4 protein-coding genes are annotated in these 8373 nt (G+C 58.2%); 3 read left to right on the forward strand and 1 reads right to left on the reverse strand.

The features are described 5' to 3' along the window. Nucleotides 1–124: 124 nt before the first annotated feature. On the reverse strand, nucleotides 125–2518 hold the full coding sequence (locus GFB49_RS04180; protein ID WP_153214505.1) for an ATP-dependent helicase: 2394 nt from the start codon (nucleotides 2516–2518) through the stop codon (nucleotides 125–127). A gap of 211 nt (nucleotides 2519–2729) precedes the next feature. Between GFB49_RS04180 and GFB49_RS04185 the strand changes: the two genes are divergently transcribed. The 3 genes from GFB49_RS04185 (at nucleotide 2730) to GFB49_RS04195 (ending at nucleotide 8299) form a co-directional block, all read left to right on the forward strand. Next, nucleotides 2730–3878, forward strand: coding sequence for an alpha-hydroxy acid oxidase (locus GFB49_RS04185; protein WP_153214506.1), 1149 nt, complete (start codon nucleotides 2730–2732; stop codon nucleotides 3876–3878). A 364-nt stretch (nucleotides 3879–4242) separates the two neighbouring features. Beyond that, the gene (locus GFB49_RS04190; RefSeq protein ID WP_153214507.1) at nucleotides 4243–7686 is read left to right on the forward strand and encodes a pyruvate carboxylase; all 3444 of its coding nucleotides are present in this window, start codon (nucleotides 4243–4245) and stop codon (nucleotides 7684–7686) included. A gap of 226 nt (nucleotides 7687–7912) precedes the next feature. Continuing rightward, nucleotides 7913–8299: an MAPEG family protein gene (locus GFB49_RS04195; protein WP_153214508.1), complete on the forward strand. Its 387-nt coding sequence runs from the start codon at nucleotides 7913–7915 to the stop codon at nucleotides 8297–8299. The last annotated feature ends 74 nt before the right edge of the window (nucleotides 8300–8373 follow it).

Raw genomic sequence — 8373 nt, forward strand, 5'->3', positions numbered from 1 at the left:
GGCCGCGTGAGGTCGGCCACACACATAAAAAAGGCGGGTCAAAACCCGCCCCTTTGGCTTAGCCGCTTCGCAGCCTTTCCAGATGCAAAGGACAACAACGATGTCACGCAGCTGGAAAACAGCTCTAGAACGGCACGTCGGAATCAGAGGTGACAAACCGCGCGACCACCTTCTTGGTGCCCGCTTTTTCAAAATCGATCTCCAGCTTGTCGCCTTCGATGCCAACCACAGCGCCGTAGCCAAATTTCTGATGGAACACCCGATCGCCCAAGGTATGGGCCGAGACTGCGTCCAGGTCGATCACTTGGGTGCGGCTTTCTTTGGGTTGCGACAGGCCGCGCTCTCCGGACCGCGCCTGCATGCGCTTCCAGCCGGGTGAGTTATAGCCATCCGCCTGGGCCACACGCTCGTCAATGGTAGATTTCACCGGCGCCGCCGCACCATAACCACCACCATAGAGACCGGGCGGCGTCAGCACCTCGACGTGATCCTCGGGCAGCTCATCCACAAACCGGGACGGCAGCTGCGATTGCCACTGACCAAACACGCGGCGATTGCCCGCAAAAGAAATGGTGCAGACCTCTTCGGCCCGAGTGATGCCCACATAGGCCAGGCGGCGTTCTTCCTCTAATCCCTTCAGGCCGCTTTCATCCATAGAGCGTTGCGACGGGAACAGCCCATCCTCCCACCCTGGCAGGAAGACGGCGGGAAACTCCAGACCTTTGGCGGCGTGCAGAGTCATTATACTGACCTTCTGCTCCGCGTCCTGACTGTCATTGTCCATCACCAGGCTCACATGCTCCAGAAACCCCTGCAGGTTTTCAAAGCTTTCAAGCGCTTTGACCAGTTCTTTCAGGTTTTCAAGCCGCCCCGGCGCTTCTGGCGTTTTGTCGTTCATCCACATGGTCGTATAGCCGCTCTCATCCAGGATGATTTCGGCCAGCTCCATATGGGTCATATCGCCATCTCCGGCCAATCGGCCCCAACGGCGGATATCTTCGACCAATGTGCGCAGGGCGGCGCCGCCCTTCCCCTTGATCATACCCGATTCAACCGCCAGCCGGGCGCCTTCGACCAAGGACACGCCATTGCTGCGCGCCACGCTTTGAATGGTTTGCTGCGCCTTGTTGCCGAGGCCACGCTTGGGCGTGTTTACAATCCGCTCGAATGCCAGATCATCATCCGGCGAAGTCACAACCCGGAAATAGGCCATGGCATCGCGGATCTCCATCCGTTCATAGAAACGCGGGCCACCAATGACGCGGTAGGGCAAGCCAATGGTCAGGAAACGGTCTTCGAACGCGCGCATCTGGTGGGAGGCGCGGACCAAGATGGCCATCTGGTCCAGGTCCATCGGCCGCACGCCGCGACTGCCGCGCTGCATGGACTCGATTTCTTCCCCGATCCAGCGCGCCTCTTCCTCGCCATCCCAATGACCAATCAGGCGGACCTTTTCGCCGCCGGTTGCCTCAGTCCACAGCTCTTTTCCCAAACGCCCCTGGTTGCCCCGGATCACATTGGAAGCGGCGGCCAAGATATGTTCTGTTGAGCGATAGTTTTGCTCCAGCCGCACGGTTTTTGCGCCGGGAAAATCATTCTCAAACCGCAGGATGTTGCCCACTTCGGCCCCGCGCCAGCCATAGATCGACTGGTCATCATCTCCCACACAACAGATATTATGATGCGCGCTCGCCAAAAGTCGCAGCCACAAATATTGGGCGACGTTGGTATCCTGATATTCGTCCACCATGATAAACCGGAACCAACGCTGATACTGCGATAATACATCCGGGTGGGTCTGGAAAATCGTCACCATGTGCAGCAACAAGTCGCCAAAATCGACTGCATTCAGCTCCAGCAGGCGGCGTTGGTACTGCTTATAAAGGTCGGGGCCCCGGTGATTATAGGCTCCGGCATCCGCCGTGGGCACCTTCTCCGGTGTCAGCGCGCGGTTTTTCCAGTCATCAATAATGCCTGCCAGCATCCGCGCAGGCCAGCGTTTGTCATCAATACCATTGGCCTGGATCAGCTGTTTCAACAGACGGATCTGATCATCCGTATCCAAAATGGTGAAGTTCGACTTCAGATGCAGCGGCGGGCGCGCCTCTTCTATAACTCCGTTGCCATCATCCATGGCAATCAGCTCCGCATGGCGACGCAACAGTTTCACGCAGATCGAGTGGAAGGTGCCAAGCCAGGGCATTCCTTCAATCGCCTGCCCCATCATCGCGCCAACACGGTTTTTCATCTCACGCGCAGCTTTGTTGGTGAAGGTCACCGCCAAAACTTCGTTGGGGCGGGCGCTGTTGGTGTTCAACAAATGCACAATCCGCGTGGTCAACGCTTTGGTCTTGCCCGTGCCTGCTCCAGCCAGCATCAAGACCGGCCCCTCCAGACACTCCACGGCCTCACGCTGGGCCGGGTTCAACCCATCCAAATAGGGCATCGGGCGCGCCGCCATAGCGCGAGAAGAAAGCGAGGCGCCCTCAAAGGCGTCCATTTCGTCAAAAGTGCTCATACGCGCGATCCTAGCCTGATTCAATCACAGCGAAAAGAGGATGTTCACACTCTGTTCGCGACTTTTCCGCCGCTTGCCGAAATAACCGGATTCGCACGGCAACGATATGGCTGATCAGCCCGCCACCGCATTGCTAGAGGGCAAGCGCCATTTTTTAACGCGTTAAGGGATTTCATCTGGACAGGGGGACCAATCGCAGGATGATACCCGCATGACTTTGGACCAGCGTTACCCCGCCCTAGAGGATCTGCGCCACCGCGCCCGCCGCCGCTTGCCCCGGTTTGTCTGGGAGTATCTGGACAGCGGTACCGGGGCCGAGGCCACCAAATCCCGCAACCGTTCAGAGCTGGATAAAATTGGCTTGATGCCATCGATCCTGCATGGCCCGCTGGAATGCGACCTTTCGGTTCCCTGGATGGGCGGGCGCCTCCCCTTACCAGTTGGCATGGCCCCAATTGGCATGTCGGGTCTGATCTGGCCCGATGCCGAAGGGCATTTGGCCCGTGCCGCGCGCGAAGCGGGCATTCCCTATTGCCTCAGCACGGTTGCCAGCCAATCGCCCGAGGACCTGGCCCCCCATGTGGGTGATCAAGCCTGGTTTCAGATGTACCCGCCCAAAGACCCCGACATTCGGCAGGATATGTTGAACCGTGCGCGCGCCGCTGGGTTTAACGCACTTATCCTGACGGTTGACGTCCCGGTTGCATCGCGCCGGGAACGTCAGACCCGCTCTGGCCTGACCCAACCGCCACGCCTTACGCCGCGTTTGTTGGCGCAGGTCGCCCAATGCCCGGCCTGGGCCTTGGGCATGGCCAGCCGCGGCATGCCCAGAATGCGAACCCTGGATGCGTATACAGAAACGCCAATGACCGCCCGATCGTCCACGGCGCATATCGGCTATTTGCTGCGGACCTCTCCGGATTGGGACTATGTCGCCTGGCTGCGCGACCATTGGGACGGGCCGCTGATTGTCAAAGGTGTCCTGCGCGCCCAAGACGCCCCCAAGCTGGAACAGCTGGGCGTGGATGCGCTTTGGGTCTCCAATCATGCCGGACGCCAGTTTGATGCAGCACCGGCGTCGATTGAAGTCCTGCCCGACATTCGTGCGCAAACCAGCCTGCCGCTGATCTTTGACAGCGGTGTGGAAACGGGTTTGGACATCCTGCGCGCCTTTGCGCTGGGTGCAGATCTGGTGATGATGGGGCGCGGCTTCCACTTTGCGTTGGCCGCGCTTGGGGCCTCGGGCCCGGCTCATCTGCTGAGCATCCTGTCCAAGGATCTGGCCGCAAACATGGGTCAGCTTGGCCTGACGGGCGTTGCCGCAGCGCGGCATCTTGAGCATCGCATGCTTACAAATTAAGCTACACGAAACTCCAGGGAAATTGTAACCCCATTTGTATCACACAGCCTCACCCGCAAGCATGCGTCGAGCGGAAAATTCAAGGCGCTAACATGTTATCGCTAGCATAACTGATTTTCCTCGAAAAAATCGACTTTGATTCGGAGCGTTTGCAATGGTCTGGCGGCAATTCCACTCCACGTTGTTGCAAAATTGTGAAATCCAGCTCCAAAAATGTTTCGATACATTTTTGTTCATGGGCGATAAGTTCTTTATTTTTTGGGCGAAAGTCGCAAATCCGCCGAGGAATACCGTATAATACGAGTATACCGCACAGCTTCTTCTGCCTAACACTCTGCGGGAACCGAGTTTACGGGGAGAAGACATGACCGAGTTCAACAAGATTCTGATTGCCAACCGTGGCGAGATCGCGATCCGCGTGATGCGCGCAGCCAACGAGATGGGCAAGAAGACTGTCGCCGTTTATGCCGAGGAAGACAAACTGGGGCTGCATCGCTTTAAAGCGGATGAGGCCTATCAAATCGGCCAAGGCATGGGTCCTGTTGCAGCCTATCTGTCGATTGACGAAATCATCCGGGTCGCCAAGGAATGCGGCGCGGATGCGATCCATCCGGGTTACGGCTTGCTGTCGGAAAACCCGGAGTTTGTGGACGCCTGCGCCCGCAACGGCATCACCTTTATCGGCCCCAAGGCGGAAACCATGCGCGCCCTGGGCGACAAGGCCTCGGCCCGCAAGGTTGCGGTTCAGGCCGACGTGCCGGTGATCCCCGCAACCGAGGTTCTGGGCGATGACATGGCAGCCATCAAGAAAGAGGCGGCCGAAATTGGCTATCCTCTGATGCTCAAGGCTTCCTGGGGTGGCGGCGGTCGCGGTATGCGCCCGATCCTGTCTGAGGATGAGCTGGAAGAAAAAGTTCTGGAAGGCCGCCGCGAGGCCGAAGCCGCCTTTGGGAATGGCGAAGGTTATCTGGAAAAGATGATCACCCGCGCCCGACACGTGGAAGTCCAGATCCTAGGCGACAAACATGGTGAGATCTATCACCTGTATGAACGCGACTGCTCTGTTCAACGCCGCAACCAAAAAGTGGTTGAACGCGCGCCTGCCCCGTACCTGACTGAAGAGCAACGCGCAGAGATCTGTGAACTGGGCCGCAAGATCTGCGCCCATGTGAACTACGAATGTGCCGGCACCGTTGAATTTCTGATGGATATGAACACGGGCAAGTTCTACTTCATTGAGGTGAACCCCCGCGTTCAGGTGGAACACACCGTCACCGAAGAAGTCACCGGCATCGATATCGTTCAGGCGCAGATCCTGATCGCCGAAGGCAAGCCGATTGCTGAGGCCACCGGCAAAACCAGCCAAGATGAGATCCGCCTGAACGGCCACGCGCTGCAAACCCGCGTGACAACTGAGGATCCGCTGAACAACTTTATCCCTGACTATGGCCGCATCACCGCCTATCGCTCGGCCACGGGCATGGGCATTCGCCTGGACGGCGGCACCGCCTATTCCGGCGGTGTGATCACCCGCTATTATGACTCACTGCTGACCAAAGTCACCGCCTGGGCCCCGACCCCGGAAAAAGCCATTGCCCGTATGGACCGTGCCCTGCGCGAATTCCGGGTGCGCGGCGTGTCGACCAACATTGCTTTTGTGGAAAACCTGCTGAAGCACCCGACGTTCCTGTCCAATGAATACACCACCAAATTCATCGACGAGACGCCGGATCTGTTCCAGTTCGCCAAACGCAAAGACCGCGGCACCAAGGTTCTGACCTATATCGCCGACATCTCGGTGAACGGTCACCCGGAAACCGAAGGCCGTGTGAAGCCTGCCGCGGATCTGAAAGAGCCGCGCGCCCCCAAGGTTGCCCGCGATCAGATGCCCTATGGCACCCGCAACCTGCTGGAGCAAAAAGGCGCGCAAGCTGTTGCCGACTGGATGAAGGCCCAGCGTCAGCTTTTGTTGACAGATACCACCATGCGCGACGGTCACCAGTCGCTGCTGGCGACCCGCATGCGCAGCCACGACATGATCAAAGTGGCTCCGGCTTATGCGCAGAACCTCAGCCAGCTGTTCTCGGTTGAATGCTGGGGCGGTGCGACCTTTGACGTGGCCTATCGCTTCCTGCAGGAATGCCCGTGGCAGCGTCTGCGTGATTTGCGCGAAGCCATGCCGAACCTGATGACACAGATGCTGCTGCGTGCGTCCAACGGCGTTGGTTACACCAATTACCCGGACAATGTGGTGCAGGAGTTCGTGCGCCAGGCCGCGGTCACCGGCGTTGATGTCTTCCGCGTGTTTGACAGCCTCAACTGGGTCGAAAACATGCGCGTCGCAATGGATGCCGTGGTGGAGTCGGGGAAAATCTGCGAAGGTACCATCTGTTATACCGGTGATATTCTGGACCCCGCGCGCGCCAAATATGACATCAAATACTATGTCGGCATGGCCAAGGAGCTGGAAGCTGCAGGTGCCCATGTTCTGGGCCTGAAGGATATGGCGGGCCTGTTGAAACCAGCCTCTGCCCGCATTCTGGTCAAAGCACTGAAAGAAGAGGTCGGCCTGCCGATCCACTTCCACACGCATGACACCTCGGGCATCGCCGGTGCTACCATTCTGGCCGCCGCGGATGCGGGCGTGGATGCGGTCGACGCAGCAATGGACGCCTTCTCCGGCGGCACCTCACAGCCGTGCCTGGGCTCTATCGTCGAAGGTCTGCGCAATACCGACCGCGACACTGGCCTCGACATCGAAAACATCCGGGAAATCTCCGGTTACTGGGAGCAGGTGCGCGCGCAATACGCAGCCTTTGAAAGCGGTCTGCAGGCGCCAGCGTCTGAGGTCTATCTGCACGAGATGCCCGGTGGTCAGTTCACCAACCTCAAAGCACAGGCGCGCTCTCTGGGGCTTGAAGACCGCTGGTCCGAGGTGGCGCATACCTATGCGGATGTGAACCAGATGTTTGGCGACATCGTCAAAGTGACACCGTCCTCCAAAGTGGTCGGCGACATGGCACTGATGATGGTCTCTCAGAACCTGACCCGCGCCGATGTGGAGAACCCGGAAACCGATGTGGCCTTCCCGGATTCGGTGGTGGACATGATGCGCGGCAACCTGGGTCAGCCTCCGGGCGGCTTCCCGGCCGGTATCGTGAACAAGGTACTGAAGGGCGACGCCCCCAACACCGAACGCCCCGGCGCGCATCTGGAACCGGTTGATCTGGAAGCCACCCGCACCGCGCTGTCCAAAGAGCTGGAAGGCTTCAAGGTCGATGATGAGGATCTGAACGGCTATCTGATGTATCCCAAGGTCTTTTTGGACTATATGGGCCGTCACCGGACCTATGGCCCCGTGCGCACCTTGCCAACCAAGACCTTCTTTTATGGGATGGAACCCCGTGAAGAGATCACGGCGGAAATCGACCCCGGCAAAACGCTGGAAATCCGTCTGCAGGCCATTGGCGAGACCGACGACAAGGGAGAGGTCAAAGTCTTCTTTGAACTCAACGGTCAACCCCGTGTGATCCGCGTGCCCAACCGCAAAGCGGTGGCCACACAGGTCGCCAATAAAAAGGCCGAAGTTGGCAACCCCAACCACATCGGTGCGCCGATGCCAGGTGTTGTCGCCTCTGTCGCGGTACAGCCGGGTCAGGAGATCAAGGAAGGCGATCTTTTGCTGACCATCGAAGCCATGAAGATGGAAACCGGCATCCACGCCGAACGCAACGCAACCGTCACCGCGGTCCACGTGCAGGCGGGCGGCCAGATCGATGCCAAGGATCTGCTGATCGAGCTGGAGTGATCTAGCCTATAAAGAGAATGACCAAGGGGGCCCGGCCAATTGCTGCGTCCCCTTGGCTGAAACCAAAGACCAGGTTTCTTTCATCACATCTCGTCAAAGCTTGACGCAAGATCGCCCGCCACAGCTTTGGCGTCCGATGCTTTTTTTCAAGTTTACTGCTGCTTCCCGTCAAACGTGCCCTACGTCCCGTGGACGACCCAAAGGTAAATTTGAAGTAGGAACCCGAATGTTTGTTGTGACATCCTTCTATGCGGCGGTATTGACGATCTTTTTGATCTTCCTTTCCGCACGCGTCATTATCCTCCGCAATTCTGAAAGAGTGGCGATTGGGACAGGGAAAAGCGAACCCCTGCTCAGAGCCGCGCGTGTCCAGGGAAACTTCTCAGAATACGTACCGATAGGGCTGGTTCTGATGGCCCTTTGCGAAGCACAAGGGGTGGCAAGCTGGCAAATCCATTGCCTTGGCGCCATGTTGCTTGTGGGGCGCGTGAGCCATTTCATAGGTGTCAGCGGACAGGAACGCTCGCTCATTCCGCGGATCGTGGGCATGGTTCTCACCTTCACCATGTTGGCTTTGGCCGCTGTGCGCCTTCTGGTTTTGGCTCTAAACTAGGTCATGTTGACAAAAGGGATTCACACGAAGGCTCATGCGTGATTCAAGCTGGTATCTGCTATGGAGACCAGCTT

Origin of the sequence: Tritonibacter litoralis (assembly GCF_009496005.1) — a bacterium.
Classification (GTDB): Bacteria; Pseudomonadota; Alphaproteobacteria; order Rhodobacterales; family Rhodobacteraceae; genus Epibacterium; species Epibacterium litoralis.

Excerpts from the sequence above, each read along its gene's own strand:
- GFB49_RS04180 (WP_153214505.1), bottom strand. The coding sequence starts at position 2,518 with ATGAGCACTTTTGACGAAATGGACGCCTTTGAGGGCGCCTCGCTTTCT.
- GFB49_RS04185 (WP_153214506.1), top strand. The coding sequence starts at position 2,730 with ATGACTTTGGACCAGCGTTACCCCGCCCTAGAGGATCTGCGCCACCGC.
- GFB49_RS04190 (WP_153214507.1), top strand. The coding sequence starts at position 4,243 with ATGACCGAGTTCAACAAGATTCTGATTGCCAACCGTGGCGAGATCGCG.
- GFB49_RS04195 (WP_153214508.1), top strand. The coding sequence starts at position 7,913 with ATGTTTGTTGTGACATCCTTCTATGCGGCGGTATTGACGATCTTTTTG.